The sequence below is a fragment of the Devosia sp. Root413D1 genome, from assembly GCF_001425235.1.
GTDB lineage: Bacteria > Pseudomonadota > Alphaproteobacteria > Rhizobiales > Devosiaceae > Devosia_A.
The window spans coordinates 283,119-309,103 of record NZ_LMEA01000008.1 but is presented as its reverse complement, the minus strand read 5'-3'; the positions used below and the strand labels follow the sequence as shown (position 1 = coordinate 309,103).

The following is a 25,985-nucleotide window of genomic DNA, read 5'->3' as shown; positions in this document are numbered from 1 at the left end:
TTTCTGCACGGTGACCCGGGCGTTAATTATCGGTAATGTTCCGAACGTTATCGGAGCCCCTGAGAAAGGGCGGTGCGCAGCAAGTCGAGCGCCACCAGCGTCAGCACGATTTTGAAGCCCCAGCGGAACGCCGCCTCGGGCACCTTCACCAGCAGCCGGCTGCCGATTGCCGTGCCGACGAAACCCGAAGCGATCATCACGACGATCAACGGCAGGTAGGCGGCGAAGGCAAAGCCGAGCCAAACGAACATCGCCACCTTGAAGCTGTTCTGCAGCGTCATCAGCATGGCGTGGGTGGCAACCAGTTGTCGCCGGTCGGCCAGCCCCTTGATGAACACCGCGACCAGCGGCCCGGTGGCTCCGACCACCATCGACACCGCGGCAATCACCCCGCCGCCAAGCACCTGCGCCAGTCGCGAGTGCCCGACGATCTTCGGTTGCGGCAGCCAGGTGGTGAGCAGCACGAAGGCGCCGATGGCGATCTGCAGCGCCGTCGCCGGCAGGAGGCTGGCGAACTGCCCGCCGACAACGGTGCCGATCGCTCCGCCCAGCGACAGCCACAGCACCAGCGGCCACTGGATATGGGCGCGCTGCACCAGCGCCCGCCCGCTGTTCGAGCCGAGCTGGATGGCGCCGTGCAGCGGCACCACGACCAGCGGCGGGAACACCAGCGCCAGCACCGCCACCATCAGCGTGCCGCCGCCCAGCGAGAACGTCGCAGTGATCAGCGAGGTGACGAAGCTGAGGACGATGAGCGCCAGCGCCAGGGTCAGGTCGAGATCGGCGGGGAGGAGATCGGTGAGAGACACGGGGAAGGCGTAGCGCCGCGCGCCGAGTCGGGACAAGCGGCGGGCGTCTCATCTCACGATCGGCACGGGAGAATGAGGGATGTTGGAGGCATGGTGCGCGCCCCACCTCAGGTGTCATCCCAGCGAAAGCTGGGACCCAACTCGCCGCCAGCGCCAGCGGATGGATGGCTCCCAGCTTTCGCTGGGATGACACCGGTGAGGAGGAGAGATGGTGCCCACCAGCCCAAGAACATCTCCCCCACAAGGGGAGAGATGTCGGAGAGATCGAGCCCAAGTCCCCCTAAGCTCGCTCGTCCTTAGGCGAGCCCAGCACCACGAAGGTGGTGATGGCGCTTACGGTCGGGAGGGTGCCAAGCACGTCGGTGTGAAATGCCTTGTAGGCTTCGATGTCGGCCACCTCGATGCGCAGCAGGTATTCGATCGAACCGGTGACGTTGTGGCACTCGACCACTTCCGGCGACAGCGCCACGGCCTTCTCGAACGCCTCCTGGCTGGCTTTGGTGTGGCTCGAGAGGCCCACCGACACATAGGCGCGAAACCCCGCGCCCAGCCGCGAGCGGTCGATCACGGCGCGGTAGCCTTTGATAATGCCGCTCCGCTCCAGTTCCTGCACCCGTCGGAGGCAGGCCGAAGGCGACAAGCCGACCCGTTCGGCCAGGCGCAGGTTCGGAATGCGCGCGTCGCGCTGCAGCTCGCGCAATATCTGCTGGTCGATGCGATCAAGGTCGGTCATTTGTTGCACAAGACTGCCAGTCAGCGCTGCAGATTGCAACACAACGCCCTGTCGACCGCTGTACTGTCCGGGCCATGACCGATCCAGCCGTCCTCATCCCGTTCCTCATCTTCTGCGTCGTGCTCACCGGCACGCCCGGCCCCAACAACATGATGGCGCTCGCTTCAGGCGTGCGGGTCGGCGTGCGCCGTTCGATGCCGCTGGTCGCCGGCATCGCGGTGGGCGTCGCGCTGCAGCTGGTGGCCGTCGGGCTCGGCATTGGCGCGCTGCTGCAGTCGTTTCCGGCGCTGCACGATGCGATGCGTTGGGCCGGCGCTGCCTATCTGGTCTGGCTGGCGATCAAGATCGCGCGCAGCGGGCCGATCGATGTCGAGGCCGACGAGCGTCCGCCGCTCGGTTTTGCCGGAGCAGTCGCCTTCCAGTGGATCAACCCCAAGGCCTGGGCCATCACCACGGGGGCTGCCGCCACGTATCTGCCGGCCGACGGCTATGCGCTGAACCTCGCCCTCGCGGCGGCGGCGATGGCGCTGATCTCGATCCCCTGTGTTTCGGTGTGGTCAGCCGGCGGCGCCGTACTGCGCCGCTTCCTCGTCCAGCCGGCCTATGCCACAGCCTTCAACATCGGCGCGGCGGTGCTGCTGGTTGCAGCGACCGTGCCGATCCTGTTTGGCGCGCACTAGCGCTCAGCGCTCCAGTTCCTCGAGCGCCTTGGCTTCATCCTCGGTCAGGGTGGTCTGGCCTGCGGCGCGTTTGCGCCGTGCGCCGATGAACACCACGATGCCGCCGATCACCAGCACCGCCGGCGCGGCGATCCACAGCAGCACCGTGTGTGGCGCCATCACCGGGTTCAGCAGCACGTATTCGCCGTAGCGGGCGACGAGGTAATCGCGCACCTGCTGGTCGCTGTCCCCGGCGGTCAGGCGCTCGCGCACCAGGACGCGCAGGTCGTGCGCCAGGTCGGCGTCGGAATCATCGATCGACTGGTTCTGGCAGACGAGGCAGCGCAAGCCTTCCGAGATCGCCCGGGCCCGGGTCTCGAGCACCGGATCGGCCAGCACCTCGTCGGGGCGCACCGCCAGCGCGGGCGCGCTCAGCAGCACCAGCAGCATCAGGGCAAGCAGCGCCCTCATTCGGCTGCCGCCCGGGCGGAGGCCGGGCGCGGCGCGCCGACGCGCAGCCGGCGATAACTCAGCGACAGGAAGCCGGCGCCGGCCATCATCAGGCAACCGAGCCAGATCAGCGTGACATAGGGCTTGTACCAGAGCCGCACCACGGACTTGCCGTCGGCCTGCGGTTCGCCCAGCTGCACGTAGAGTTGGCTGAAGCCGTAGGTTTCGATTGCCGCCTCGGTGGTCGGCTGGCCGCTGGCATTGTAGACGCGCCGCTCGGCCAGCGCCGTGCGCACCCCACCGCCCGGCGCCCGGATGGCGAAGCGGCCGGTGTCGGAGACGAAGTTCGGTCCCTCGACATGCTCCATGCCCTCGAACGTCACCTGGTGTTCGGCGATCACCACGCCCTCACCCGGCACCATGGTGGTGACCAGCTCCTGCTGCCAGGCGCTGGCGGCGACGATGCCGATCACGGTGACGCCGATGCCGAAATGGGCGATCGCCGTCGACCACGCGGTGCGCGGCAGGCCGAACAGCCGCTTGAACGAGGTGACGACATCGGTGCGGAAGAACTTTGCCCGATCGACCAGTTCGGCCAGCGCGCCGAACGCCACCCAGAAGCCGAGCAGCAGCCCGAGCGGGGCCAGCGACACCTCGCCGCCGGTGAGCGCAAAGCATAGCACCGCGGCGAACAGAGCAAGCCCCGCTGCGCCGGCCAGCCGCTGCGTCACGGCGATCACGTCGCCGCGCTTCCAGGCGAGGAACGGCCCGAACGGCAGGATGATCAGCAGCGGCGCCATGATCACCCCGAAGGTCAGGTTGAAGAACGGCTCGCCCACCGAAATGGTCTCGCCGACCAGCGCATCGAGCAGCAGCGGGTAGAGTGTTCCCACCAGCACCGCCACGGTGGCGGTGGCGAGGAACAGGTTGTTGAGGATCAGCGCACCCTCGCGGCTGATCGGCGCGAACAGCCCGCCCACCCGCAGCGTCGAGGCGCGGAAGGCAAAGAGCGCGAAGGCGCCGCCGATGAAGGCAGCGAGCAGCGCCAGGATCACCATGCCGCGGGTCGGGTCCGAGGCGAAGGTGTGCACCGAGGTGAGGATGCCCGAGCGCACCATGAAGGTACCGAGCAGGCTCAGCGAGAAGGTGATGATGGCGAGAAAGATCGTCCAGATCTTCAGCGCGTTGCGCTTTTCCATCACCAGCGCCGAATGGAGCAGCGCCGTGCCGGCGAGCCAGGGCATGAAGCTGGCATTCTCCACCGGATCCCAGAACCACCAGCCGCCCCAGCCGAGTTCGTAATAGGCCCAGTAGGAGCCCATGGCGATGCCGAGCGTCAGGAAGCACCAGCTGAGCAGCGTCCACGGCCGCACCCAGCGGGCCCAGGCGGCGTCGATGCGGCCCGAGATCAGCGCCGCCATGGCGAAGCTGAAGCAGACCGAGAAGCCGACATAGCCGAGATAGAGCAGCGGCGGATGGATGGCGAGGCCGATATCCTGGAGGATCGGGTTGAGGTCCTGCCCTTCGAACGGCGCCGGCGACAGGCGGAGGAACGGGTTCGAGGTGAAGAGCGTGAAACCGGTGAACGCCGCGGCGATCAGGCTCTGCACCGCCAGCACCAGGGTCAGGAGGTCCTTGGGCAGGCTGCGTCCGAAGGCGGCGACGGCGGCGCCCATGATCACCAGGATCAGCACCCAGAGCAGCATCGAGCCTTCGTGGTTGCCCCACACCGCCGTGATCTTGAAGATCAGCGGCTGCGCCGAATTGGCATGCTCATAGGCGAGCTTCAGCGAAAAATCGGAAACGACAAAGGCCTGGATCAGCGCCGCGAAGGCCGCCGCCACCAGCACGAACTGCAGCACCGCCCCCTGCTGCAGATAGCCCGCCAGCGTCTCGCGCTTCCAGAACATCAGCCCGACGATCGCCGAGATGGTGGAAATGGCAAAAGCCAGGACAAGGGCGAAATGGCCGAGTTCGATGCTCATGCACGGGCTCCTTCGAGGCGGAACCCAAAGGCCCCCTCACCCGACGCTGACGCGTCGACCTCTCCCCCAAAGGGAGAGGTGTGCTGTGGCGAGATGGTGCCCCTCGCCACCTCTCCCTGGGGGGAGAGGTCGGATCGCAAAGCGATCCGGGTGAGGGGGCCTTCTGGAATTACGCCAATCAACTTCCCGCCCCCTCGCGCTGCCATTCGCCGCGCTTCTTCAGCTCGTCGACTAGTTCCTTGGGCATGTAGTTCTCGTCGTGCTTGGCCAGCACGTTGGTGGCGGCGAAGGTGCCGTTCGGCGTGACGCTGCCCTCGATCACTACACCTTGTCCCTCGCGGAACAAATCGGGCAGCAGCCCGACATAATGCGTCGCCATCTCGGTCTGGCCATCGGTCACCACGAAATCGGAGGTCTCGCCCACACGCTTCCAGGACCCCTCCTTCACCAGCCCGCCCAGGCGAATTGAGGTGCCTGCGGCGATGGCCTTCTCGTGGATCTCGCTGGGCGAATAGAAGAACACGATCTGGTCGCGCATGGCGACGAAGATCAACGTCGCGGCGAGGGCGAGGACGGCGCCCAGACCGGCAATGATAGCCAGGCGTTTCTGCTTACGAGTCAATTACTTGCTACCAATCCATTATCCGCTGCGAGAACATCGAGTTCTGCGCGATCGCCCGCCGCCGGGTAGGCCTTGCGGGCCGCATCATAGGCCGTCTGCGCCAGCTCCGTCTGCCCGAGCACCAGCCGCGAGCGCACCAGCCGGGTCCATTCCTCGATCGTGCCGCCGCTCTGGTTGAGCCGGCTCGACAGCCCTTCGACCATGGCGGCAATGTCGGCATTGGCCGGCATGTCGCCGCCGAGGCCGGCTTCCGCCGCGGCCAGCCCGGCCTCGGCATTGGCGAGCCAGGTCTCGCCACCCTTGCTGAGCTTCAGCAGGCCCTGCCATTCGGCCTTGGCGGTGGCGAAATCGCCCTCGCGCATCGCTTCACTGGCAAGATAGTAGCGCGAACGCACATGGGTGACGTCGCGGTTCGAGGCGCTGCGGAACAGCGCCAGCGGTTCGCCGGCGGCGTTGCCGCTATTGGCCATCATAAGCGCTTCACCGAGATCGGTCTCGCGGTCGGCGGTCGGGCCGTCGAGCTCGATCGCCTTGCGCAGCGCGTTCGCCGCGTCGGCAAAGCGGCCCATCTGCATGTAGGCCGGGGCGATCACCGTCCAGCCGCGCAGGTCCTCGGGCTTGGCCTTGAGCTGTGCCTCGATCCGGGCGATCGCATCGTCGAGGGTCATTTCCGGCGGCGGCACGTCCTGCCGTTCGGCCAGCGGCTGCGCCGGCAGGTCAGGGCGACCCACTGCGCCATAGACGCCGAACGCCAGCACGGCCGTCACGACGGCTGCAGCCGCGACGATGCCGCGGCGCGCGCCCGGTTCCGTCGCCGTCTTCGTCGTCGCTTTCAGCCGCAGCAGCTCCCGCGCCAGTTCGCCCTTCGCCGCTGTCGCTTCGGCTGCGCCGAGGCGGCCCAAGGCGAGATCCGACTCGATCTCTTTCAGCTGCAGCTTCAGGTGCGCCATCTCAGGGCTGTCTACAACAGTGGCAGTCGCGTTGACCCTTCGCCCGGCCCCCGCATAATAGAGCGCGGCGCAGGCGACGGCAGTGACCACAAAAGCGAGCGACCAAAATATCATGTGCAGGGCTCTGCCTCATGCGAAGGTGCGGAAACGCGCCCGATCTATAAAGGCATTCGGGCAATTTATGCACCCGCACACATCGATGTGTGGGAGGCGCATTGCCGCAGCCCGCACGATGGTTCGCTGATCCCATGGCCGATGACAGTTACGACTATCTGGTGCTAGGCTCCACCCCGCTTGCCGGGCTGCTGGCGGGCCTGCTTGCCGTCGAGCACAAGCGACGCGTCTGCCTCGTCGGCGAGCCGTTCTCGCCGTTCCGGCTGCAGCGCAGTATCGATGTCTCGATCGCGCCGGTCACCCGTCCGGAAACGCTGCTGCTGCTGAAGCGCGCCGCCGCTGAGACCAGCAAGCTGGTCGCCAGCTGGGGCAAGGGCCTCATCAGCCGCGTCGATCCGCTGCTGGTTGCCGAAACGCCCGAGAGCATCGCGGCCCTCGGTCATTTCCGCCACCTCGCCATCGGGCTCGGCTATGCGGTCGAGCCGGTTGCCGATCGGGCCGTTGCCGAAGGCTTGCTGCTCAGGGTGCGCGATGTGCAGTTGTTCGGCCACGGCCGGCTCGAGCCAGCGCTCGAAGGCTGGCTGTCGAAGCACGAGGTGCGCCACCTCGATCGCGCCGATACCGAGCTGACGCTGCGCAAGGACGGCACCGCGCGCATCGTCCATAGTGGCCGCAGCGTCGAGGCGGCTCAGGTGATCCTTGCCGGCGACGATGCCGTGCTCGAGCACCTGCCCGAGGAGGCGCGCGACCGCAGCCTCGAGGCCGTGCCCGGCGCCGCCATGCTGCTCGATGCGGCCAAGCCCCTGCCCGCCCCCTATGTGTCGTTCCTCGATCGGGGCGTGGTGCTGGTGCAGGATGGCAAAGTCAGCGTGTCAGCGCTGCTCACTGGCGACCCCGCCACTGCCCGGGCCCGGCTCGGCAGCGCCGCCTCCCGCGGCGATGCGCTGCGTCTCGCCGGAGAAACCGTGGTCAATAATCTCCGCACCAGTGATGGCGCGCCCTTGGTCGGTCCGGCGCGTGGCCATAAGGCGATGGTCATCGCCGCCCTCGGCCCCGCTGCCGCGTTTTTTGCACCGGCGCTGGCGCGCTACATTGCCGGAACCGCTCCAGCGGATGAAGCCGAGTGGTTCGCGGCGCGTGGCCCCGCCCGTGGCAACCAGCGCCTGCTTGCCGCTGATTACCTGCCCGCTGACGATCTGGCGGTGCCGGCGTGAGCGAGCATGGCAACCGTCTCCCCGGCGATGCGCCGCACGGCCTGGGCGGCGCCGAGCTCGATCGCAAGGCACCGCTGCAGTTTCGCCTCAATGGCCGGACGATCCACGGCTTTGCCGGCGACACCGTGCTCTCTGCCGCACTGGCCAACGGCATCCAGATTGCCGGTCGCCATGGCGACGAAGCGCTGGCGCTCGACGAAAGCTTTGCGCCGCTGGTCAGCTCCGGCAAGGGCGGCGCGCTGCCGATGGAGCGCACCCCGGCGCTGAACGGGCTCAACCTCGTCACCATCGGCACGCGCCGCGATCCGATTGCCTCGGGCGGCCTGCTCGGAGCGCTGCGCCACAAACTGCTCGGCCCGGCGCGCACCCTGAACCACCGCTTCGGCGACACGCCGCTGGCCAGTCAGCCTTGGCACAATGGCGCGGTCGACGAAACCATCGAGACCGATTTTGCCATCGTCGGTGGCGGCGTCGCGGGTCTCAGCGCTGCGGCCGCCGCTACGGCTGCCGGCAAGCGCGCCGTGCTGATCGAGCGCACCCAAAGTCTCGGCGGCACCATCCGCTATTTCGGCGCCGTCGATGCCGAGGCCTCGCCCGACACCACGATCGAACGGCTGGTTGCCAGCCTCGATGGCAAGGGCCAGGTCACGCCGCTGCTCCGTGCCGAAGCCTTCGCCATCACCGGCACGCAGTTGAAAGTGCACCACGTGGTGGTCGAGGCGGGCCGCCCGGTGTCCCGCATTGTGGTCGTTGCTGCCAAGTACGTCATCCTCGCCACCGGCGCGCTCGAGCGGCTGCCGCTGTTTCCGGGCAACCGCACGCCCGGCATCGTCGGGGCGCTGACCGCGTTCCAGCGCGCCGAACGGTTCGGGGTCTGGCCCGGCCGCCGCGCGCTGTTCACCACCCCCAACAGCTTCGCTTATCGGCTGGCGCTGCACGCAGCCGATGCCGGCGTCGAAGTCCAGCGCATCGTCGACAGCCGGCTCAGCACCACCTCGCGCTTCGTCGATTTCGCCAAGGCGACCGGCATCACGCTCGCCTCGGCGCTCGCCCCCAGCCATGCCGAACCACTGGAACGCAACAAGCCGGGCCTCAAGGTCGGGTTCGCCGTCGCCATCGACGAGATCGCCCAGGATTCGAGCGCCATCGAAACCGACCAACTGGTGGCCGCCGGCGCCTGGCAGCCCGAAATCCTGCTGTGGCTTCGTGCCGGTGGGGCTGCCGCCTGGGATGCGGCAAATGGCTGGCTTGGCCCGCGCGGCGCCCTGCCCGCCGTGGCGCTGGCCGGCTCGGCGGCAGGCCTTCATACTACCGCGGCGGCGCTCAGCAGCGGCAAGGCGGCCGTCCTCGGCTTTCTCGGCAAAGCCGCACCGCCGGTGGTCGACGATGTCATCGAGGAAGCCTTTGAAACCCCGGACGCCCGCAATCCGGTGGCGCCGTTCCGCCCCTCCGCCCGCGGCGCCACCTATCTCGATCGTGGCCAATCGCTGATCACTCGCCGCGCCGCAGCGGCCAGCAAGCATGGCGTTTCCGGCCTCGCCACCCGCGCAGTGCAACTCGGACTGGGCGATATCGCCGCCGCAGTCGATATCGGCGCCATGGCGGCGCGCGATGCCGGCTCGGTCGCCGCCGAACGCTGCGCGCTGTCGGGCGAAATCAGCGACACCGGCTGGCGCGTCCCGGCTCGGCCCGTGCCGGAGGATGAGGTGCCGACGCCACCCGCCTATCTCGCCGGGCGGTTCGGCGACAAGCCACAGATCTGGACGCTGACCGCCGCCGACGCCCGCTCGTTCGAGCCCGGGTGCCTCGTCTTCGAGAATTCCGAGCAACGCGACCCGCTCAAAGCCATCGGCGTCACCTACGCCCCGCACCGCCCGGGCGCCAATGGCGGGATCGTGCTGATGGGCAAGGTCCCGGAGGCGGTGGGTGCGGAACTCTATGTGCGGGATGCGGGGACGGCGGTGGCGGCAAGGCTCACCGAGAGGCTGAAGGCGAAGGCAGGATAAGAGGCCACTAAGCCCTCCACACCACCGGTGTCATCCCAGCGAAAGCTGGGACCCAACTCTCCCCCGGCGCGGGCTGTGAAATGGGTCCCAGCTTTCGCTGGGATGACATCGAGGGTGTTGAGAGTCCGCAGGATGGCCGTTTGTGGCGAGGTTGCTAGCTCGCCCGCTTCTCAGCCGTTTCCCGCGCCCGGCGCAGTACGTCGGCATAATCGGGGTTGAAGCGCAGTTCGGCCATCTTGATGGCTGCATCGAGCCGGGCGCCGATCACCCGGTCGCCCGGGTTCTGCCGAAACAGCTCGAGGTTGCGCTGCACGTGCATTTCCAGCGCCTGACCCACCTGGGTCCAGGTCTGGTCGAACATGGCGTTGAGTGCCAGCGAGTCGCGGCAATCGCGGATCGTCGCCAGCACGTAGCAGCCATTGAGCGCCGCCAGCACCTGGTCGCCATCGAGCCGGTCCTGGCCGGAATGGCGGCGCAGCGCCAGGTTTACGTTCGGCGATACGTCGCGCAGCTTTGGTTCGACCAGCTCCGACACGGTTTTGGTCAATGCGGCGACCGCCGTCGACCAGCGGGTCAGCCGACCGAGTTCGACATAGCCGGTCACAGCCCGCATCAAGCGATGGAACCGGTCGATGGCGCGGCAGGTCAGATCGATATCGGCAAAGGCGCCGTGCTGGTAGAGCGCCGGGATCTGGGCCTGCGCATGCGACAGCATCGCCTCGATCAGCGGCGCGAAGCCGGCGCGCTGCATCGATGCCTCGGTGGCGGAGCCGGCCAGCCGAATCGCCGCCGCCATCATCCGGCCGGGGTGGCTCACCTGCCCCATTGCCGCCTGGAACAGCAGCGCCGAGACGGCATGATCGTTGAGCGGCATCGACTGCAGCGCCACGCCCAGCGCCGTCTCGTCGGTCATGCCGTTGGCGGCCCGGCCGAAGGCCTGGGCCTTGTCGAGCAGGCTTCGGCATTTCAGCGCATTGAGCACCACGCCGACGCGGCGAAAGGCGTCATCGCCGCCCATCTGCAGCTGGATCCGGCGCTCCGCGTCAGGGGTGCCGACCGCCGAGATGGCGGCGCGGGCGCGTTGTAGCAGTTCGGGCACGAGGAGATCGAGCGCCTGGCGCGCCGCCTGGTCATCATCGGCCGCATTGGGGTCGATCAGGTCGGGCGCCACATCGCGCACCATCCAGGTCCAGATGCCCTGCGCATGCGCTTCGGCGATGCCGCCGTCGAAATCGAAACCGGCCGTACCGGGAACGATCACCGCATCGATCAGCCCGAAGAACGGCCGCACGGCCCGCTGCGACCGAGCAGTCTCAGACGATGAAAGACGAGTGGCAGTATTGGGCATGAAAACCGGCGGGCATCAGGGTCCGAGGATAGTCCTCGAACCTAGCGCGCGACGGTAAACAAAAGACTATCCGAAAGCCCGCTGCCGATCACATCGCTGTCAGGCGACGATGCATGCAGCGACCGCGCCGACCTCAGCCGGCGACGCTCCAGGTGCCGTCGACCTCGCGGCAGGCCGTGCCCTTGCGAGCGTGCGGCGCGCCACCGATGGTCACGGTGTGGGTGAAATCGCGGCAGTCGATGTTGTTGACACGGACATAGGGCCCGACGGTCACGTTACCGGATGTGCCCTTGTCGCCGGTCCAGGCGCGCGGCGCGCCGGGGCGACCAAAGGTCAGGGCGTTGAACTGGGCGCTCGCGGCTTCCGACTTGTCCTTGGCCGAGAGCTGGCCAAGCACCGAGGGGTCGAGGAAAGCGCTCACGTCGTTCATCGTGGTGTTGGCAGACTGAATCGCGCCCGGCGCCGGCAGCGAAGCCGGCGTAATCGTTGGCTGCGTCCCCAGCGTCGAGTTCGGCTGCGGCAGCGTCGGCCCCAGGGCGACGTCGGACGTCGAGGGGCCCATGCTGCAACCGGCAAGCAGGAGCATGGCGAAGAGGGGAACGGCGCGGACGATCTGCTGCATGTCGGTCTCGAGGGGTGGCCGGGGCCCTTATTCCTTACGTATTGAGGCAAAAGTGCGGAAACCCGCAACCTTTGCGGCCGGAAGCCGCAATTCTGCCAGGAGGCCCCCCAGCACTGAGCGCTTCAATTGCAGGGAGCCGCCGTAGACGTCAACCAGTTCCTTGACGATATCCAAGCCCAGCCCCGAGCCGGGGGTCTTCTCGTCCAGCCTGACACCGCGGCGCAACACTTTGGTCGCTTCCTCCTCGGTCAGCCCCGGTCCGTCGTCGTCGATCTTGATCAGGAGGTTCGCAGCGCCGCCGCTGCGCTCGGCCACCACGGTGACGCCGATCGAGGACTTTGCCCATTTGCAGGCATTGTCGAGCAGGTTGCCGGCCATCTCCTCGAGATCGCCCTCGTCGCCGCGGAACCAGGGCAGCGAGGCGTCGGGGCGCACCATGGCGATGGTCACCTGCGGGTTGAGTTTCTGCATCACCCGGGTCAGCCGCAGCATGACATGCGTTGCGTCGGCTTTCTTCCCCACCACGGTCGAGCGCGCCGCCAGCCGGGCCCGATCGAGATACGTGCTGACCAACTGGCTCATTTTCTCGGTTTCGGTAGCCACCACCTTGGCGAGGCCGTTCTTCTTGTCGGCGTTGGCCTCGTTGCGCAGCACGGCGATCGGCGTCTTCAGCCCATGCGCCAGGTTGCCCACCTGGTTGCGGGCCCGCTCGACGATCTGCGCGTTGGAGCGCAGCAGTTCGTTGATTTCTTCGGAGAGCGGCGCCAGTTCGGCCGGGTAGGCGCCGGTGAGCGAGGCCGCATCGCCCTCGCGCACCTGCTCCACCTCGCGCCGCAGTCGCCCGATCGGCCGCAGCGCCAGCCGCGCCACGATGGTCGACATCACCGCCAGCATGATCGCCACCGCGCCGAGCACGATCAGCGTCTGGCCGCGGAATTCGTCGACCAGCGACAGGATTTCGTCGAGCGAGCCGGTGACCATGATGTGGAGCGGCATGCCGTTCACCGTCACGGCCCGCTCGATCACCCGGATCTTGATGTTGAACGGGTCGGTCAGCACCGCCGACTTCGAGTTGGTCGCGTCGAACGGCCCCGGCAGCGGCCCCAGCACCATGCCGACATAGGAGTTGGAGAAGTTGAGCAGTTCGCCCGTCTCGTCGCGGATCGCCCAGTACCAGCCGGAGCCGGTGCGGTCGAAGCGCGGATCGGCGACCTTGATCTGGTCCGATTTCGGCGTGTCGGAGAGGAGGCTGAGGTCGGTCAGCGTCTCGACGTGGAACTCCAGCGTCTCGACCAGGCTGTTGTCGAGCGCCCGCGAATAGAGCTCGGTGAGCAGGAACGCCGTCGCCACCAAGGCTACGATCAGCCAGCCGGCCGACAACAGGAACAGCGAGGCGGCAATCGACCCCTTGCGCTGCGATACGGGCTGCCCCGGCGCGTCAGTCACCACCCTGCCCCCGAGCTTTCAGTCGCGCCTTCTTCCACAACGGGAGAAGGCACTCGGGCCGATAGTCCGCCGGTGCTCTCCCGCTACGAATGGTGTCAGTCCTCGGCGATCTGGTAGCCCAGCCCGCGCACCGTCTGGATGCAATCGTCCGGCAATTTCTTGCGCAGCCGCCCGACGAACACCTCGATGGTGTTGGAATCGCGATCGAAATCCTGGTCATAGAGGTGCTCGGTCAGCTCAGTGCGCGAGATCACCTTGCCCTTGTGGTGCATCAGGTAACTGAGGAGCCGCAACTCGTGGCTGGTCAGCTTCACCGAGTGCCCGTCCACCGTCACCTTGCCGGCCTTGACGTCGAGCCGCACCGAGCCGGCGCTGATCTCGTTGGAGGCCTGCCCGGCGGCCCGGCGCACCAGCGCGCGAACGCGGGCCAGCACTTCTTCCATGTGGAAGGGCTTGGCGACGTAATCGTCGGCGCCGGCGTCGATGCCCTGCACCTTGTCGCTCCAGCGGTCACGCGCGGTCAGCAGCAGCACCGGCATCTTCTTGCCGGCACGGCGCCATTCCTCGAGCACCGAAAGGCCATCCATCTGCGGCAGGCCGATATCGAGCACTACGGCGTCGTAGGGTTCGGTGTCGCCGAGGAAATGGCCTTCCTCGCCGTCGAACGCCACGTCGACAACGTAGCCGCCTTCCGTCAGCGCATCCTTCAGCTGCCGGTTGAGATTAGTGTCGTCTTCCACGACGAGAATGCGCATCGAAAAGTCCCCTATTGCCGCCACGACAACTCCCGCGCCCGGCAACGGCCGGCCCTACGCGCGAGAAGTGTCCGACGTTGATTTTATGTGAGGCTTCACTGAGCCGGCAAGCTCACAGGTTTGCTTTCGCCATATTCGTCCATCACGTTGACCTGCCATTCCCACTGGCCGCCAACCATGCAGACGCGCGCCTGCGAACTGATGATCTTGCCGTCGACGCCCGACTGCGCAATCGCCTGCGACAGCTGCACCAGCTCGCCATTGTCGATCATCTGCTGGATCTCGCGCTTACTCAGGCATTCCTGCGCCACCGCGGGAGCGGCAACACCGAACGCCAGCCCCAGCGTCAATACGCCGGCCGCCACCAATGTCAGTTTCTGTTTCATCAGAGGGTTATGCGGGAAGATGGCTGAATGTGGGATGAACAGGGACCGGAATGGAATCACAATGGCGCCGACATGGCGCTGGCGATGGACGGGACAGCCGCAGTTCGCACCTTCTCCACTCGCCGGAACACAGCTAGGCTCGCCGTGATCTGTTGCGCTTTCAAGGCGGGAGGCTCCAATCCTGCCGGACAGCGCCTTGGATGCTCTGAGGAGGAGGACCAATGAGCACGACGACCAAGACCGGCTCCCGGGCCATCGACGTCCGCTTCGGCACCGCCACGCTTGAAGTCAAACTCGAGGACGGGCGCGAGCTGATCGCTCCGCTCACCCGCTATCCCCGCCTCCGTGACGGTCCGCCCGCCGCCCGCCTCAACTGGCGCTTCACCGAGGGCGGCACGGGCCTGCGCTGGCCCGACCTCGACGTCGATATTTCGGTGGCGGAGCTGGAATAGCCCCCGCCAACTGGGCAACGGACGGTCGTGCGGCGCGTTGTGAGGGGCATGGAGGAATTCCACATGCCATCCACCGTGATCGCCGACATGGCTTACGACCCGGAGACCCAGACGCTCTCGGTCTGGTTCCGCCCCTCGGGCCGCCGTTACGACTATTTCGAAGTCCCCGCGGTCGAGTACGACGCACTCCGGCACTCGCCATCGAAGGGGCGGTATTTCAACGCCCATATCCGCGACAGCTATCCGTTCACCCAATCGGACCGGGCGGAGCCGCGCCTCAGGCTGCAGCCGCATGTCGCCGCCCGCTGAGGTGCGAGGACCGCGACCGCTTCACTTCACCCACAGGTACATGCCGACGGATTTTGGCGCCGTTTCGGCGAAGCCGTATTGGGCGTAGAGCGCCTTGGCCGGGCCGTCGGCGATTAGGCTGACATAGGCGGTCGGCGGCGCGTTGGCCTTGAGCCAATCGACCAAAGCCGCGACGATCTGCTTGCCCAGCCCCTTGCCGCGATGCGCTTCGAGCACGGCGATGTCGGTCACCTGAAACGCCGTGCCGCCATCGCCGATCACCCGGCCCATGCCGATGGTCTGGCCGGCGTGTTCGATCACCACCGCATGGATGGTGTTGGGCAGGCCGCGTGCCGCTGCCTCCTCGGATTTGCCGCTCAGCCCCGACAGCCGGCGCAGCTCGCGATATTCCTCAATGGTCGGGATCCGCTCAATCAGTTGGTAGTCGCTCACGCTTCACTCCGCATCGAACAAGGTCAGTTGCACGCCCTCGGGCGCCTCGAGCCGCGAATTGGTGGAGCGGAAGGGCGTCGGCCGGGGCGTCCCCAATACCTTGGCGCCCGCTGCCTCCAGCCGGTCGGTCGCCGCCGGCACGTCGTCGAAGCGCAGCGCCACGCGGAACTGCCCGCCGACGGTCCGGCCGACCTCGATCTTGTCGATGAACTCGGCATGCTTCTTGTCGCTGATCTCGAGCGTGGCGATCCCGGCGCCGAGGATCGCCACATGCCCGTCATCGTCACCGACCGAAATCTGTTCCTCGAGCCCCATGCTGTCCCGCCAGAACGCTACCGCCTCTTCGAAATCGTCGACGGTGATCACCAGGCGCAGTTCACGGACGGTGTTGGTCATGTAGTTCCTCCAGTAAGTCCCGAGCCGTTCCGGCTCTTGCTCACGCCGCTACCGCAATATCGCAGCTGCAGCCGCTGGTTTTCAACGCTTCGCGCGCCACCTCGACGAACACCCGGCGGAACCATTGGGCCCGCCCGTCGGCCCGGTCGACCCGGCGATAGAGCAGCGACACCGGCGAAGCCTCTAGCTCCACCGGCGGTTTTGAGATGGCGAGGCCGTGCAGCGATGCCATGCAGCGGGCGATCGATTCGGGGATGGTGGCGATCGCCGGCATGGCGCTGAGCGCCGTCGGCAGGGCCGAAAACCGTGGCACTGTCGCCACCACCGAGCGGGTCCGCCCAACCTTCTTCAACGCCGCGTCGACATCGCCCGCCATGTCGCCCTCGAAGGAGACCGCGATATGCGCCTCGCGGGTGAAATCGGCCAAGGTGAGGGGTGCCGTCAGCTTCAATTGATCGGGGTCATAGATGGAAACCGAACTCTGGTGGAACAGAGGCTGGCGCACATGCCACGAGGCCGGCTCGGGGTGCACCGAGACCGAGAGATCGAAATCGCCATCATCGAGTTGCTGGCCCGGGTGGTGGGTGTGAGAAGCCACCGAAACCAGCTTCGCCCTGGGCGCCTCGCGGCGGATCCGCGCCGCCAGCGGCCCGAAGAACGCGGTTTCGAGGTTGTCGCACATGCCGATGCGGAAAGTGCCCTCATAGCTGAGCGGGTCGAACGCATCCGGCATGCGGATGGCCCGCTCGATCGAGCCCAGCGCGTCCTCGATCGCCGGCGCGATATCGAGGGCCCGCGGGGTCGGCTGCAAGCCGCGCCCCACCCGCACGAACAGCTCGTCGTCGAGCGCCTCGCGCAGCCGCTTCAGCGCCGCCGAGAGGCCGGGCTGACCCAGTAGCAGCCGCTCGGCGGCGCGGCTGACATTGCGCTCCTGCATCAGCACCGAAAAGGCCAGCAGCAGGTTCAGATCGATCTTGCGGAGGGCGGTATCATTCATCATTGCCAGTGATACCTCGCATGATCACTATCAATTTGCAATATGGATGGCAGCTCGTCAGTTTCCGCTCCCTCTGCCGGCCGGCGCTCCTCCCTCACGCGACGGCGGCATTGCGAAAGGGATAATTTCGATGACCTCTACCAAGATCGGAGGTGTCGCCGGGCTGGCCCTGTTCCTGCTCTGCGCCGCCAACTTCCTCGACGCCATGGACGTTTCCACCATCGGCGTCGCCCTGCCCGCCATCCAGGCCGAACTCGGGCTCGAGCCCAATGTGCTGCAATGGGCGGTGAGCGCCTATGTGCTGGGTTACGGCGGCTTCCTGCTGCTCGGCGGCCGGGTTGCCGATATCTTCGGCCACCGCCGCGTCTTCCTCTGGGCGCTCGGCATCTTCGCCGCCGCCTCGATCGCCGGCGCCTTCGTCGATTCGGGGCCGACGCTGATCGCCGCCCGGCTGATCAAGGGCATCGCCGCCGCCTTCACCGCGCCGGCCGCCCTGGCGCTGCTGCTCAGCGTGTTCGGTGAGGGCCAGGCCCGGGCCAAGGCGCTCGGGCTCTTCGCCTCGACCGGTGCGGCCGGGTTCGTGCTCGGCATGGTGCTGGGTGGCGCGGTCACCGTCTTCACCTGGCGCGCCACGCTGGTGATGGCGGCGCCGGTCGCCATCCTCGTCCTGCTCATCGCGCCGTTCGTGCTGCCGCCTGATAAGGCTAGCGGCAGGTCACGCGCCTCGTTCGACTGGGCCGGCGCCATCACCATCACGCCGGGCCTGTTGCTGTTCGTGTTCGGCGTCACCAACGCCTCGGCCGCCGGCTTTACCGCCCCGCTCACCTGGGGGCCGCTGGCCGCGTCCATCGCGCTGATCGTCATCTTCCTTGTCGTCGAGGCCCGCCATCACGATCCGATGGTGCCGCTGTCGATCTTCAAGCGGCGTAAGCTCAGCCACGCCAACATCGTCGCCGCGCTGTTCCAGGGGGTCTATGTCGGCTTCCAGTTCCTCGCGACGCTCTACTACCAGCATGTCTATGGCTGGTCGGCCTTCGCTACCGGCTTCAGCTTCGCCCTCGGCGGTGCCTGCGTGATGTTCCTCGCCCCGCGCCTCGCCGGCGTGGCACAGCGCAACGGCACGACCAAGGTGATGGCCATCGGCGTGGCGCTGCAGGCCATCGGCTACGTCTTCTGGGTGCTGGCCATCGGCCGGTTCGATCCGATCGCTCTGGTCATCATCACGCAGCTGTTCCTCGGCCTCGGCTACGCCGCCACCTACCCCTCGGTGCAGGTCGCAGCCCTCGCCGACGTCGAAGACGATAAGTCGGGCCTTGCCTCGGGGCTCTTGTTCGCCTCGTTCCAGATCGGCGGCGGCATTGTCCTCGCAGCGGTCTCCGCCATCTTCACGGCGGCACCGGGCTTCAGCTGGGAGCCCTACATTGCCGGTGGAGCGTTCGTCGCGGCGCTGGCAGTGGTCACCACGCTGATCGCAGCGGTTGGGCCGCGGTCGGCAACCAACCGCGTCCCCAGCGCAGTGCCACAGGCGGCGGAGTAACCGGATCGCCCCCTCCCCGCACCGGCGGAGGGGGCGATCATATGCACCCGTGCGCTCGCCGCCCACCGGCGTCATCCCCGCGCAGGCGGGGACCCAGTGGGATACTTCACCCTCCGCCAGCGTTGCGACATCGCACTGGGTTCCTGCCTGCGCGGGAATGACATCCGTGGAGATTTCGAGTGCTGTGGATGGTCGCCGGCGACCTATCGCGGGCAACTTGGGAACGGTCGGCCGCCCGGCGGGTTTGGTTCATTCCACTAACCTCAGAGGAGACCTCAGATGGACCATTCCACCCACACCCGCCTCGGCAATACCGAGCTCACCCCGGCCGTGCTCGAAGGCGCCACCGTTTACGGCGCCGATGACGAGAAGGTCGGTACTGTCTCGCATGTCCACGGCGCCGGCCTCGGCAGCGAGATCATCATCGATGTCGGCGGTTTCCTCGGCATCGGCGCGAAGCCCGTGGCCGTGTCCGCCAGCCAGCTCGAGTTCATGCGCGACGAGAGTGGCGACGTGCACGCCGTGACGACGTGGACCAAGGACGCGCTCGAGGCCATGCCCGAGCATCACCACTGACTCATCAGGCGGCCGGCATCCCGGCCGCCTTCCTTACAGACGCTTGCCCAGCCAGATGTCCGGCTTGCCCGCCCCGTTGGCGTCGGGGATGAAGCCGATGACGCGAAACCCGCATTTTCGGTAGAACTCGAGTGGGTGCTTGCCGCCCGGTGTGGCGGCCAACTCGCGCAGCGTGGCAGGCGTATCGGCGTAGAGATCGGCGCCGAACGCGGTGGTGCCGCCGAAATCGTCGTCGCTGCCGAGGAACAGCGTCAGCGCGCCGGCGGCGCGGACCTGGTCTTCGATGGCGACTACCAGTTGGCTGCCGATCCCCTGCCCCTGCCGATCAGGCGCGACGACCAGCGGATGCAGCTCCGCGGCGTGCGAATAGCTGGCAATGGCGCCGACCCAGCCGCACACGACATCACCCTCCACCGCCGCAAGGCCGGCCCATTCCGCATCAGCCGTCAGCTTTGCGATCTCGCCGCGCGCCTCCTCGGCAGTCTTCCACGCAGCCGGTACATGCGCGAGCGCTGCGACCAGAATTTCGGCGGCAGCCTCCCGCTGCGCCGGGGTGAGATCGGTGAACGGGATGATGCTGATCGCTGTCATGTTGGGACCCCTAAGCCTGTCTCAGCAAGCTTAGTCGAAAGTCGACTAAATTGTGATCAATGATGTCATTCTCAAGACGGATCGCCTGAGCTAACGTCCGCCTCGTTGCGAATAAGTCATTGTCTAGATTGAGCGATTGAGACGCATCTGATCTTGCCGATGCATAGGGCGGACCATGGCGAGGCCACTCGCCAACTAGAGAGATAATATGACCACGACAGTGAGCGCCCGGAGCGGGCGAGCAGTTGATTCCGTGTGCCATCGCGGGGGCCGCGGGTGTGCGTCCCTGATTCCAGCGTTAGCCGGCGCCGTGATTGCTTTCCTACTTGCCACCCCAGCATTAGCCCAGAACTGGGGCGGAAGCGTCAGCACGGACTGGACCAATCCGGCAAATTGGACGGGTGGCATAGTGCCGCTAGGTGGCTTAGGTGTCACCGTCAACAACTCGAATCCGGCGGTCCTAGGTGTCTCCGGCGCCGTGACTCGCAGCACCAACGGCCTGATCGTCGCGGGATCCGGCGGTCAACTGACGATTCAGAACGGCAGCACGCTCAATAGCGCGGGCCTCGGCGGCATTGCTTCCGGCAACGGTAGCACCGGCACGGTTACAGTGACAGGAACCGGGTCCCAGTGGTTCGTCGGCAACCATCTCAGCATCGGCGGCGCCCCTAACGCCACAGGGACGCTCAACATCGAGAACAGTGCAGCGGTGCGTTCCCAGCTGACTCGCCTTGCGGCCTCGGCCGCCGGCAACGGCACGCTCAACATTCGCAGTGGCGGCGTGCTCGAGACCGGCAGCCTTTACACCCAGTTGGGTTCGGCCCAGGTCAGCTTCGACAACGCGACGCTACGCGCGACCGGCGACAACGCCACCTTCGTCTACAGTCAAGCTGGCGTGAACGTTAGCCAGTTCAACATTGGCGCCGGCGGCCTCACCATCGACACCAGCAGCTTCGCCATCGGCGCCGAGGGCTTCAGCGGCCTCGGCGGTCTCAGCGTCGCGGGCACGGGTACGCTCACCCTCACAGAGGCCAGTATCTACACCGGCGATACCTCAATCGCCGCCGGTAGCACGCTCGCTCTTTCTGGCGCTGGCTCCATCGCCTCAACTCGTATTAGCGCCGACGGCACCTTCGACATCTCTGCAGTGACCGCGGCCGGATTCTCCACCGCCTATCTCGGAGGCACCGGCACAGTCGTGCTCGGTACCAAGACGCTGACTGCGGACGTGATTTCACCCGGTGGCGACAATGCTCTCGGTGAGCTGACCATCAACGGCAACCACGTCGGGACCGGCAATACGCTGCGGATCGACACCGTGCTCGGCGGCGACAGCTCTGACACCGACCGCCTCGTCATCACCGGCGATACCAGCGGCACCACCAACGTCGCAGTCACCAATATGGGCGGCGCCGGCGGCGTCACTAACGCGGGCATCAGGATCATCGAGGTCGGCGGCACCTCGGCTGGCACCTTCAGCCTGCTGGGCGACACCGTGCACAACGGCGAGGAAGCAGTGATCGGCGGCGCCTATCTCTATGGCCTTTACCAGGACGTTGGCGATGGCGACTGGTACCTTCGCAACATCATCGACGACGAGCCGGTGTTCCAGCCGGCCGCCCCCGTGATCGAAGCCTATGTTGGCGCAGCACTGCAGGCCTTCAACACCACCGAAAGTCTCGCGCAGCGCATCGGCAACCGCTCCTGGTCTGGCGAGGGCAACGGGCTCTGGGGACGAATCGAAGCCGCTCGCGTCTCCATCGCTCCGGATTCGAGCACTGGCGCCGGCTACGATGTCACCACGTGGCAACTGCAGGCAGGCTTCGATGGCGTGCTCAACCGGTCCGATGCCGGCTCGCTGGTCGCAGGCGTCAACGCGCAGTTCGGCGTCATCTCCGCCGATATCAGCTCCGCTTCGGGCCGCGGCAGCGTCGCGAGCAACGGCTATGGCCTCGGCGCCACACTGACCTGGTACGGGGACGAGGGCTTCTATCTCGATGCGCAGGGCAAGCTCACCTGGTTCGACAGCAGGCTGGACTCGGAGACGCTGGGCACGACCATCGTTTCGGGTAATGCCGGGTTCGGCTATGCACTCAGCCTCGAGGCCGGCCAGGAAGTCGCGCTCGGCGACAACTGGTCGGTGACGCCGCAGGCGCAACTCGCCTATTCGGCGGTCGATTTCGACGAGTTCGTTTCCTACGGCTCGACCGTTGCGCTTGAGAGCGGCGACAGCCTGCTCGGCCGCCTCGGCCTCTCGGTCGACCACCAAAGCGAGTGGCAGGACGCGGCCGGCGAGACCGGGAGCACCCGGCTCTACGGCATCGCCAACCTCACCTACGAGTTCCTTCAGGGCACGTCGACCAGCGTCGGCGGCGACACGTTGAGCAGCAAGGCCGACCCGCTTTGGGCCGGCATCGGGCTGGGCGGCTCGATCGACTGGGCCGGCGGCGCGCTGTCGCTCTATGGCGAGGCCAATCTCGGTACCAGCCTCAACCACCCCGGCGACAGCTACAGCCTCGGCGTTACCGCCGGGATCAGGGGTAAGCTCTAACCCGAAGCACGACAGCCCGCCGAGATGGTTCGGCGGGCTGCAGCCGTTCAGGCGTGGTTCACGGCGGGCTCGCTATCCGCGTCCGAGATCACGGCTGGAGGTCAAGCGGATGCCGCGCACCATCGTTTCTTCTGAACACCTGCCCAAGCCATCCCCCTATTTCAGCCATGCGGTAAAGAGTGCCGGGCTGGTGTTCGTTTCCGGCACCGCCCCCTATTCGCCTGAGACCGGCAAGATCGTGGGCGAGACCATCGGGGAACAGACCGCCCAGGCGCTGCGCAATATCAGCGCCATCCTCGCGGCCGCAGGCACGAGCCTCGACAGGGCGGTGAGCGCGACCGTCATCCTCGCCGAGGAGGATGACTTCGCCGGGATGAACGAGGAATGGCTCAAGTGGTTTCCCGTCGATCCGCCGGCGCGGCAGGGCGCCAGGCTGCCGGTCCGGGTGCCCGGGCTCAGGATCTCGATCGCGATGATCGCCGAGGGCTGACAAAAAACCCGCGCCGGCGGAGGCGCGGGTTTCAAGTACGGCAGTTCTTGGAGGCTGCCTATTTCAAGCAGCGCCTCAAACGCGGCTAAGTTTGACGGTCTGGCAGAACACGCCCTGGCAGCCGTTGACCTTCAGGCTGTCCTCGCCGGTCATGATCATCGTACCGGAATAGACGTCGCCGGCGTTCTTGACCGTGCCGGTCCACTTGTTCTGGGAAGCCTGCGTGCCCTGCACGATGACCTGGTTCAGGTATTGCCGGTTCACGTCATCCTTGTCGCGCAGCCAGATCAGGCGCGCGCACAGGGCGCCGCTGCCGCACTCGGTGATCTTGTAACGGCTCTTGCCGTCATCGGCCTGCCAGGTGCCGGTCGGATCGGCAGCGATAGCGTAGACGGGGGCCGCGGCACAGAGGGTGGCGAACACGGCGGCGGCAAGTTTGGTCGCGAGGTGCATGGTCATGCGTCTCCGGAAAATTTCGGGTCGGTTCGGTTGGTTGGCCGGATAAAGGGGAACTTTGGCTGAATCTTGAATAAAGGCTCCGTTCATCTGCCGTTCATCTTTGCGGCGAGGCACGGGCCCTGAAATGGCAGCGATGCTGACTTGCTTTATGCGTCAGGAGTCTGCGAGCAGCCGCGCTGCCACAATCTCGCCTTGGCGGAACGGCAAGGCCGGGATAAAGTTCCGATCACGAAGTCGTGAACGCCCGCCAGACCGCCTCATGCGGCCCGATCGGCCACAGTGTCCTCGGCGAGAACTGCCGCAACGAGATCACCGTGTTGGCATGCTGGCTAGGGTAGAGGTTCACTGCCGCCAGCTTCTCGGGCCCCGCTGCCGAGGTGCGTCGCCACAGTCGCCGGACGCCCAATGCTGCCCTGAAATCCGGCAGCCAATGCCGCCGCGCCCGGCTCGAGCTGGCATAAGGCAGGTCCTCATAGAACAGCACCTCGGCACGCCGCTCCAGCTCCGGCAGCAGCTCGATCACCACCGCCCGTACGGCCAGGTGGTTCACATGCCCGCCGATCGCCGCGGGGCAGAACACCCGGGCGCCTTCAGTCTCCCGCAACAGCTCGGCCAGCGGCGCCCGCACCTGCACGATGTCGTCAGCCAGTCCATCCAGATCCCACGGCGAACGGCCGTGCACTGGGGCATCCTCCAGGCCCAGATCGATCCGCTCCAACCGAAAGCGCTCGGCAAACGCCATGTCCTCGGCGACCCGCAGCGTGGTGACCCGCTCGATCGTCGCGACATCCGGGGGCAAGGCGAGCGGCGCGCCGGCGACATAACCGCTGCGTGTGAAGAGGTTCACCAGCCGGCCACCAGGCTCCGCCGCAATCCGCGCGCCAAGCGAGAAGGCAATGTCGTCATGATGCGGAGAAAGGTAGATATTGCCGTTTGGGGCCCAAGACATTGCCATTCGATTGTCCTTTGCCAGACGGACAGTAATCTTCGCCTGGGGCGCCGGCGGCTCTCATGGTAGCCCGTATATGAACCCGATGTGTGCTGCAATGACGCCGCGCCTGCTGATGGGTGTGCCGGCGGGAGATTGCGTCGGTCGTGCCAATCGAGTCCCCGGCCAGCTAGCCGGCCTGCAGCATCAACGCTGTGGCCAGCGCGAGGCCCAACAGCACCAGGATCGAGATGAAGCCGGCGGCCAGCACCCGGCCGCCCGACGACAGCACGCTGCGCAGGTCGACCGACAGGCCGAGGGCTGCCATGGAGACCAAAGTCAGCTGCGACGAGGCCGCCTGCAGCGGCTGCAACGTCGCCTCCGGCAAAAGCCCGAGCGAGCGGGCCGCCATCATCAGCAGGAAGCCGGTGATGAACCAGGGCAGCAGCAGTGAGAAGGACGGTCGCACCGCCTCCTTCCGCCCGTGGCGCAACCCGACGAACAGCACCACCGGCCCCAGCATCAGCACCCGCATGAGCTTCACCAGGGTGCCGACCTGCGTGCTCATGACGCCCACCGGCCCGGTCGCAGCGAGCACCTGCGGCACCGCGTAGACGCTGAGGCCGGCAACCACGCCGTATTGCCACTGCGTCAGCCCGAGCGCGCCGAATGCCAGCGGCAGCATCACCACCACCACGATGCCCAGCGCTGCAGTGAAGGCGATCGATGCGGCGACGTCCTCCGCCGGCGCCTCGATCACCGGCGCCGTCGCCATGATCGCCGAGTTGCCGCAGATCGAATTGCCACAGGCGACCAGCGTCGCCAGCCGCTCGTCCAGCCCGAGCCAACGACCGACGAGGTAGCTGGTGGTCAGTGCCAACAGCACCACCGCGGCCACCGCGGCGATCAGTTCAATGCCCGACTGCGCCAGGGCAGCTGCGCTGATCGTGCCACCCAGCAGTACGACGGCGATTTCCAGGATGGTCTTCGAGGCAAACTGTACGCCGGCGACGAAGCGTGGCGCGAGGCCCATCAGTGTATGGATCAGCGTGCCGGCGAGGATGGCGATGACCAGGCCATCAACGCAGCGCGCGCCCAGCAACCGCTCCTGCAGCGCCTCCGCGCCCAGGGCCACTGCCGTCACGCCCAGGGCCAGTCCCAGCCCAGGCAGGACAGCCACGATTTTCCGCCTCGCTAGCACAGCATGCTCCAGACCAAGTCGCGGACAGCATAGGCATTGCGATCATTCTGAATAATGACATAGAAATGCATGTTTCATTCTGCTGGATCGCACGATGACGCTGGAGCAGCTCTCGATATTCATCGCCGTCGCCGAACGCGAGCACCTGACGCAGGGCGCCAATGCCGTCGGCCTCTCGCCGTCGGCGGCGAGCGCGGCGATCAAGTCGCTCGAGGCCTATTACGATGTGCGCCTGTTCGATCGCGTCGGGCGGCGGATCGAGCTCACCCGTGAGGGGCGCGTGCTGCTGGCCGAGGCGCGGCTCACCCTGGCGCAGGTGCGCAACACCGAATCCGTGCTCAGCGAACTGGGCAGCCTCAGGACTGGTATCCTCGACGTGCTGGCCAGCCAGACCGTCGCCAACTACTGGCTGCCGCCGCGCCTCTTGGCCTTCCAGCGGCAATACCCCGGCGTCACAATCAATTTCGAGGTCGGCAATACCAGCGCCGTCGCTGCGGCCGTGGTCGACGGACGAGCGGAACTCGGCCTCGTCGAAGGCAGTATCGACGAGCCGGTGCTGGCCAGCACGCCGGTGGTGCGAGACCGGCTGGTGGTGGTTGCGACAGCAGGTGCTCGCACGACACTCAGCGACCTCAGTTGGATCATGCGGGAGCGCGGCTCAGGCACGCGGGCAGTGTTCGAAGCCGGGCTGCGCGCCGCCGGCTATGATCCGGCCGAACTGCAGGTTGCCCTGGTGTTGCCCACCAACGAGGCCGTGCTCAGCGCTGTCCGCTCGGGCAGTTGCGCCGCCGCCCTCTCCGAGATGGTGGTCGCCCCGTTTGTCAGAAGCGGCGAGCTGCAGGTGCTCGATATCGAGCTGCCACCCCGGCAGTTCTCGATCCTCCGCCACCGCGAACGCCGCCTCTCGGCCGCTGCGGCACGATTCGAAGCGCTGTGCCGGGAGCCGGATCGCGAATGAGGTGGGTGG

Annotated in this window: 28 protein-coding genes; 10 read left to right on the top strand and 18 right to left on the bottom strand. The window is 66.8% G+C overall.

The genetic code is table 11. The features are described from left to right. Positions 1-47: 47 nt before the first annotated feature. Both ASC89_RS10030 and ASC89_RS10025 read right to left on the bottom strand, forming a co-directional pair. Positions 48-845, bottom strand: a complete 798-nt coding sequence (locus ASC89_RS10030; RefSeq protein WP_055997260.1) for a sulfite exporter TauE/SafE family protein — start codon at positions 843-845, stop codon at positions 48-50. A 244-nt stretch (positions 846-1,089) separates the two neighbouring features. Next, positions 1,090-1,542 (bottom strand): Lrp/AsnC family transcriptional regulator, encoded by a 453-nt coding sequence (locus ASC89_RS10025; RefSeq protein ID WP_055879736.1) that lies wholly within the window; start codon positions 1,540-1,542, stop codon positions 1,090-1,092. 74 nt (positions 1,543-1,616) lie between these two features. On the opposite strand from ASC89_RS10025, the gene ASC89_RS10020 reads away from it, so the two are divergent. Further along, positions 1,617-2,222 carry a LysE family translocator gene (locus ASC89_RS10020; protein WP_055997257.1) on the top strand — a complete coding sequence of 202 codons (606 nt, stop codon included), beginning with the start codon at positions 1,617-1,619 and terminating at the stop codon, positions 2,220-2,222. A gap of 3 nt (positions 2,223-2,225) precedes the next feature. Here ASC89_RS10020 and ASC89_RS10015 read toward each other — a convergent pair whose 3' ends face one another. The 4 genes from ASC89_RS10015 to ccmI all read right to left on the bottom strand — a co-directional run bounded on the left by ASC89_RS10015 (position 2,226) and on the right by ccmI (position 6,322). Then, entirely contained in the window at positions 2,226-2,672 is a 447-nt protein-coding gene (locus ASC89_RS10015) for a cytochrome c-type biogenesis protein (RefSeq protein ID WP_055879741.1), read from the bottom strand. Next, on the bottom strand, positions 2,669-4,636 hold the full coding sequence (locus ASC89_RS10010; protein WP_055997254.1) for a heme lyase CcmF/NrfE family subunit: 1,968 nt from the start codon (positions 4,634-4,636) through the stop codon (positions 2,669-2,671). The genes ASC89_RS10015 and ASC89_RS10010 overlap by 4 nt, the downstream gene beginning before the upstream one ends. Before the next feature lie 178 nt (positions 4,637-4,814). Beyond that, positions 4,815-5,258: a cytochrome c maturation protein CcmE gene (gene ccmE / locus ASC89_RS10005; RefSeq protein ID WP_055879745.1), complete on the bottom strand. Its 444-nt coding sequence runs from the start codon at positions 5,256-5,258 to the stop codon at positions 4,815-4,817. Beyond that, positions 5,255-6,322: a c-type cytochrome biogenesis protein CcmI gene (gene ccmI, locus ASC89_RS10000; protein WP_082528131.1), complete on the bottom strand. Its 1,068-nt coding sequence runs from the start codon at positions 6,320-6,322 to the stop codon at positions 5,255-5,257. The genes ccmE and ccmI overlap by 4 nt, the downstream gene beginning before the upstream one ends. Positions 6,323-6,456: 134 nt before the next feature. Here ccmI and ASC89_RS09995 point away from each other — a divergent pair, with 134 nt between their 5' ends. After that, positions 6,457-7,536, top strand: a complete 1,080-nt coding sequence (locus ASC89_RS09995; protein WP_055879751.1) for a hypothetical protein — start codon at positions 6,457-6,459, stop codon at positions 7,534-7,536. Then, complete coding sequence (locus tag ASC89_RS09990; RefSeq protein ID WP_055997251.1) at positions 7,533-9,542, top strand: FAD-dependent oxidoreductase; 2,010 nt, start codon at positions 7,533-7,535, stop codon at positions 9,540-9,542. The genes ASC89_RS09995 and ASC89_RS09990 overlap by 4 nt, the downstream gene beginning before the upstream one ends. 154 nt (positions 9,543-9,696) lie before the next feature. Here ASC89_RS09990 and ASC89_RS09985 read toward each other — a convergent pair whose 3' ends face one another. From ASC89_RS09985 to ASC89_RS09965, 5 genes are all read right to left on the bottom strand, one after another. Next, positions 9,697-10,833, bottom strand: coding sequence for a hypothetical protein (locus ASC89_RS09985; protein ID WP_055997248.1), 1,137 nt, complete (start codon positions 10,831-10,833; stop codon positions 9,697-9,699). 190 nt (positions 10,834-11,023) lie between these two features. Continuing rightward, a complete protein-coding gene (locus tag ASC89_RS09980; RefSeq protein ID WP_055885390.1) occupies positions 11,024-11,512 on the bottom strand; it encodes a hypothetical protein in 489 nt (162 codons plus the stop codon). A gap of 27 nt (positions 11,513-11,539) precedes the next feature. Further along, positions 11,540-12,958 (bottom strand): sensor histidine kinase, encoded by a 1,419-nt coding sequence (locus ASC89_RS09975; protein WP_055997245.1) that lies wholly within the window; start codon positions 12,956-12,958, stop codon positions 11,540-11,542. 95 nt (positions 12,959-13,053) lie between these two features. Then, positions 13,054-13,713, bottom strand: a complete 660-nt coding sequence (locus tag ASC89_RS09970) for a response regulator transcription factor (RefSeq protein WP_055885382.1) — start codon at positions 13,711-13,713, stop codon at positions 13,054-13,056. A gap of 95 nt (positions 13,714-13,808) precedes the next feature. After that, positions 13,809-14,099, bottom strand: coding sequence for a hypothetical protein (locus tag ASC89_RS09965; RefSeq protein ID WP_055997243.1), 291 nt, complete (start codon positions 14,097-14,099; stop codon positions 13,809-13,811). Between the two features lie 221 nt (positions 14,100-14,320). Here ASC89_RS09965 and ASC89_RS09960 point away from each other — a divergent pair, with 221 nt between their 5' ends. Then, complete coding sequence (locus ASC89_RS09960) at positions 14,321-14,551, top strand: DUF2442 domain-containing protein (RefSeq protein ID WP_055885373.1); 231 nt, start codon at positions 14,321-14,323, stop codon at positions 14,549-14,551. 63 nt (positions 14,552-14,614) lie between these two features. Beyond that, positions 14,615-14,860: a KTSC domain-containing protein gene (locus tag ASC89_RS09955; protein WP_055997978.1), complete on the top strand. Its 246-nt coding sequence runs from the start codon at positions 14,615-14,617 to the stop codon at positions 14,858-14,860. A gap of 21 nt (positions 14,861-14,881) precedes the next feature. Here the strand turns inward: ASC89_RS09955 and ASC89_RS09950 are convergent, their stop codons facing one another. The 3 genes from ASC89_RS09950 to ASC89_RS09940 are packed head-to-tail and all read right to left on the bottom strand — an operon-like array spanning position 14,882 to position 16,688. After that, positions 14,882-15,292 carry a GNAT family N-acetyltransferase gene (locus tag ASC89_RS09950; protein ID WP_055997240.1) on the bottom strand — a complete coding sequence of 137 codons (411 nt, stop codon included), beginning with the start codon at positions 15,290-15,292 and terminating at the stop codon, positions 14,882-14,884. A gap of 3 nt (positions 15,293-15,295) precedes the next feature. Beyond that, on the bottom strand, positions 15,296-15,688 hold the full coding sequence (locus ASC89_RS09945) for a VOC family protein (RefSeq protein WP_055997237.1): 393 nt from the start codon (positions 15,686-15,688) through the stop codon (positions 15,296-15,298). Positions 15,689-15,728: 40 nt separating this feature from the next. Then, entirely contained in the window at positions 15,729-16,688 is a 960-nt protein-coding gene (locus ASC89_RS09940; protein ID WP_055885365.1) for a LysR family transcriptional regulator, read from the bottom strand. Positions 16,689-16,815: 127 nt separating this feature from the next. Between ASC89_RS09940 and ASC89_RS09935 the strand changes: the two genes are divergently transcribed. Both ASC89_RS09935 and ASC89_RS09930 read left to right on the top strand, forming a co-directional pair. Continuing rightward, positions 16,816-18,222: an MFS transporter gene (locus tag ASC89_RS09935; RefSeq protein WP_055997234.1), complete on the top strand. Its 1,407-nt coding sequence runs from the start codon at positions 16,816-16,818 to the stop codon at positions 18,220-18,222. Between the two features lie 279 nt (positions 18,223-18,501). After that, on the top strand, positions 18,502-18,798 hold the full coding sequence (locus ASC89_RS09930) for a PRC-barrel domain-containing protein (protein ID WP_055997231.1): 297 nt from the start codon (positions 18,502-18,504) through the stop codon (positions 18,796-18,798). A 33-nt stretch (positions 18,799-18,831) separates the two neighbouring features. Here the strand turns inward: ASC89_RS09930 and ASC89_RS09925 are convergent, their stop codons facing one another. After that, positions 18,832-19,389, bottom strand: a complete 558-nt coding sequence (locus ASC89_RS09925) for a GNAT family N-acetyltransferase (RefSeq protein ID WP_055997228.1) — start codon at positions 19,387-19,389, stop codon at positions 18,832-18,834. Between the two features lie 478 nt (positions 19,390-19,867). Between ASC89_RS09925 and ASC89_RS09920 the strand changes: the two genes are divergently transcribed. Then, positions 19,868-21,940 (top strand): autotransporter outer membrane beta-barrel domain-containing protein, encoded by a 2,073-nt coding sequence (locus tag ASC89_RS09920; RefSeq protein ID WP_055997225.1) that lies wholly within the window; start codon positions 19,868-19,870, stop codon positions 21,938-21,940. Between the two features lie 109 nt (positions 21,941-22,049). Continuing rightward, positions 22,050-22,430: a RidA family protein gene (locus ASC89_RS09915; RefSeq protein WP_055997222.1), complete on the top strand. Its 381-nt coding sequence runs from the start codon at positions 22,050-22,052 to the stop codon at positions 22,428-22,430. A 75-nt stretch (positions 22,431-22,505) separates the two neighbouring features. Here ASC89_RS09915 and ASC89_RS09910 read toward each other — a convergent pair whose 3' ends face one another. The 3 genes from ASC89_RS09910 to ASC89_RS09900 all read right to left on the bottom strand — a co-directional run bounded on the left by ASC89_RS09910 (position 22,506) and on the right by ASC89_RS09900 (position 25,018). Then, the gene (locus ASC89_RS09910; RefSeq protein WP_055997219.1) at positions 22,506-22,889 is read right to left on the bottom strand and encodes a DUF2147 domain-containing protein; all 384 of its coding nucleotides are present in this window, start codon (positions 22,887-22,889) and stop codon (positions 22,506-22,508) included. 226 nt (positions 22,890-23,115) lie between these two features. After that, positions 23,116-23,844 (bottom strand): PIG-L deacetylase family protein, encoded by a 729-nt coding sequence (locus ASC89_RS09905; protein ID WP_082533276.1) that lies wholly within the window; start codon positions 23,842-23,844, stop codon positions 23,116-23,118. A 163-nt stretch (positions 23,845-24,007) separates the two neighbouring features. Continuing rightward, complete coding sequence (locus ASC89_RS09900; RefSeq protein ID WP_055997213.1) at positions 24,008-25,018, bottom strand: YeiH family protein; 1,011 nt, start codon at positions 25,016-25,018, stop codon at positions 24,008-24,010. A gap of 94 nt (positions 25,019-25,112) precedes the next feature. Here ASC89_RS09900 and ASC89_RS09895 point away from each other — a divergent pair, with 94 nt between their 5' ends. After that, complete coding sequence (locus ASC89_RS09895) at positions 25,113-25,976, top strand: LysR substrate-binding domain-containing protein (RefSeq protein WP_055885324.1); 864 nt, start codon at positions 25,113-25,115, stop codon at positions 25,974-25,976. The last annotated feature ends 9 nt before the right edge of the window (positions 25,977-25,985 follow it).

What these genes read in the sequence shown, in the direction of transcription:
- ASC89_RS09965 (WP_055997243.1), bottom strand. Translation starts at nt 14,099, where the DNA reads ATGAAACAGAAACTGACATTGGTGGCGGCCGGCGTATTGACGCTGGGG.
- ASC89_RS10020 (WP_055997257.1), top strand. Translation starts at nt 1,617, where the DNA reads ATGACCGATCCAGCCGTCCTCATCCCGTTCCTCATCTTCTGCGTCGTG.
- ASC89_RS09955 (WP_055997978.1), top strand. Translation starts at nt 14,615, where the DNA reads ATGCCATCCACCGTGATCGCCGACATGGCTTACGACCCGGAGACCCAG.
- ASC89_RS09940 (WP_055885365.1), bottom strand. Translation starts at nt 16,688, where the DNA reads ATGATGAATGATACCGCCCTCCGCAAGATCGATCTGAACCTGCTGCTG.
- ASC89_RS09895 (WP_055885324.1), top strand. Translation starts at nt 25,113, where the DNA reads ATGACGCTGGAGCAGCTCTCGATATTCATCGCCGTCGCCGAACGCGAG.
- ASC89_RS10010 (WP_055997254.1), bottom strand. Translation starts at nt 4,636, where the DNA reads ATGAGCATCGAACTCGGCCATTTCGCCCTTGTCCTGGCTTTTGCCATT.
- ASC89_RS09915 (WP_055997222.1), top strand. Translation starts at nt 22,050, where the DNA reads ATGCCGCGCACCATCGTTTCTTCTGAACACCTGCCCAAGCCATCCCCC.
- ASC89_RS09995 (WP_055879751.1), top strand. Translation starts at nt 6,457, where the DNA reads ATGGCCGATGACAGTTACGACTATCTGGTGCTAGGCTCCACCCCGCTT.
- ASC89_RS10025 (WP_055879736.1), bottom strand. Translation starts at nt 1,542, where the DNA reads ATGACCGACCTTGATCGCATCGACCAGCAGATATTGCGCGAGCTGCAG.
- ASC89_RS09945 (WP_055997237.1), bottom strand. Translation starts at nt 15,688, where the DNA reads ATGACCAACACCGTCCGTGAACTGCGCCTGGTGATCACCGTCGACGAT.
- ASC89_RS09935 (WP_055997234.1), top strand. Translation starts at nt 16,816, where the DNA reads ATGACCTCTACCAAGATCGGAGGTGTCGCCGGGCTGGCCCTGTTCCTG.
- ASC89_RS09910 (WP_055997219.1), bottom strand. Translation starts at nt 22,889, where the DNA reads ATGACCATGCACCTCGCGACCAAACTTGCCGCCGCCGTGTTCGCCACC.
- ccmI (WP_082528131.1), bottom strand. Translation starts at nt 6,322, where the DNA reads ATGATATTTTGGTCGCTCGCTTTTGTGGTCACTGCCGTCGCCTGCGCC.
- ASC89_RS09960 (WP_055885373.1), top strand. Translation starts at nt 14,321, where the DNA reads ATGAGCACGACGACCAAGACCGGCTCCCGGGCCATCGACGTCCGCTTC.
- ASC89_RS09925 (WP_055997228.1), bottom strand. Translation starts at nt 19,389, where the DNA reads ATGACAGCGATCAGCATCATCCCGTTCACCGATCTCACCCCGGCGCAG.
- ASC89_RS09930 (WP_055997231.1), top strand. Translation starts at nt 18,502, where the DNA reads ATGGACCATTCCACCCACACCCGCCTCGGCAATACCGAGCTCACCCCG.
- ASC89_RS10015 (WP_055879741.1), bottom strand. Translation starts at nt 2,672, where the DNA reads ATGAGGGCGCTGCTTGCCCTGATGCTGCTGGTGCTGCTGAGCGCGCCC.
- ASC89_RS09905 (WP_082533276.1), bottom strand. Translation starts at nt 23,844, where the DNA reads ATGGCAATGTCTTGGGCCCCAAACGGCAATATCTACCTTTCTCCGCAT.
- ASC89_RS09980 (WP_055885390.1), bottom strand. Translation starts at nt 11,512, where the DNA reads ATGCAGCAGATCGTCCGCGCCGTTCCCCTCTTCGCCATGCTCCTGCTT.
- ASC89_RS09970 (WP_055885382.1), bottom strand. Translation starts at nt 13,713, where the DNA reads ATGCGCATTCTCGTCGTGGAAGACGACACTAATCTCAACCGGCAGCTG.